Here is a 1,282-nt window from a genome sequence, read left to right on the forward strand (position 1 = left end):
CCGCCTCGGCGTGTACGCCCTCGCGACCGGGACCGGGGCCACCGTCGTCCATCGCGCCGACGAACGCTTCGCGTTCTGCTCCACCTTGAAGACGCTCGCCGCGGCCGCCGTCCTGGACCGCCGCACGCTCGCCCGGCTGGACGAGCGCGTCCGCTACACCCGGGACGACCTCGTCGACTACTCACCCGTCACCGAGAAGCACACCGCGACCGGCATGACCGTCCGTGACCTCTGCGACGCGGCCGTCCGGTACAGCGACAACACGGCCGCCAACCTGCTGCTGCGCGACCTCGGCGGCCCGCGCGCCCTCACCGCCCACCTGCGCGGACTCGGCGACCCGGTGAGCCGCCTGGACCACTTCGAACCCGAGTTGAACGGCAACCCGCCCGGAGACCCGCGCGACACCACCACCCCCCGGGCCGTCGCCACCGACTACCGGGACCTGGTGCTCGGCAACGCCCTGCCGCCCGCGAAACGCGCCCTGCTGACGGACTGGCTGGTCCGCAACACCACCGGCGACCGGCGCATCAGGGCCGGCGTCCCCCGGGGCTGGAAGGTCGGCGACAAGACCGGCACCGGTGAGTGGGGCCGGGCCAACGACGTCGCCGTGCTGTGGCCCGGCCGCGGCGCTCCCCTGGTGCTGGCCGTCCTCACCGACCGCCCCGGCCGTGACGCCGACCCCAGCGACCCGCTGATCGCCGAGGCCACCCGCCGCGTATCGGCCGTCCTGGCGTGAAACGCCCCGAGCCGCGCGCGGCGGGTCCCGACGGCCGTCAGCCCTGCTTGGGCGCGGCCTGCTGGACCACCTCGAAGGACCACAGCGTGGCGTCCGTGGCCGCCGGACGGGGCTTCTCACCCTGCGCCCCGCCGTGTGCGGCCTGGCCGCGGCCGGCCATCCAGCGCTGGAAGTCCTCCTCGGTCCGCCAGCGGGTGTACACGAGGTAGGTGTCGGTGCCCTCGACCGGGCGCAGCAGCTCGAACCACTCGAACCCGTCCGAACTCTCCACCGCCCCGGCCCGCGCGGCGAACCGCTGCTCCAGCGTCTCGCGCTGCTCGTCCGGGACCGTGAGTACGTTGATCTTGACGATGCTCATGTCCCGATTGTTCCGCAGCGGCGGCACGGTGCGCGCGGGGGGTCGGTCAGCCGAGGCAGATCACCAGGAGGCAGAGCCGGGAGGAGTCCGGCTCGGTGGCCGGCGGGGCGGAGGGGTCGGGCTGGGCGCTCTCGCCCCGGTCCGCGCCGCCGGTGCTGTCGTCGGCGGCCGGAGGCGGGGACGAGGGC

2 protein-coding genes are annotated in these 1,282 nt (G+C 75.0%); one reads left to right on the forward strand and one right to left on the reverse strand.

Annotated elements, in window-relative coordinates:
• Window positions 1–736, forward strand: a 736-nt coding sequence (gene bla, locus B9S61_RS06835) for a class A beta-lactamase (protein ID WP_103541438.1), incomplete at its 5' end; no start/stop codon positions are given.
• A 37-nt stretch (window positions 737–773) separates the two neighbouring features.
• On the opposite strand, the gene B9S61_RS06840 is transcribed toward bla, so the two are convergent.
• Complete coding sequence (locus B9S61_RS06840; protein WP_103541439.1) at window positions 774–1,094, reverse strand: antibiotic biosynthesis monooxygenase; 321 nt, start codon at window positions 1,092–1,094, stop codon at window positions 774–776.
• Window positions 1,095–1,282 lie beyond the last annotated feature (188 nt).

Source organism: Streptomyces sp. SM1, from assembly GCF_002910825.1.
Lineage (GTDB): Bacteria > Actinomycetota > Actinomycetes > Streptomycetales > Streptomycetaceae > Streptomyces > Streptomyces okerensis.

Coding starts and splice junctions, on each gene's coding strand:
- B9S61_RS06840 (WP_103541439.1), bottom strand. CDS start 1,094: ATGAGCATCGTCAAGATCAACGTACTCACGGTCCCGGACGAGCAGCGC.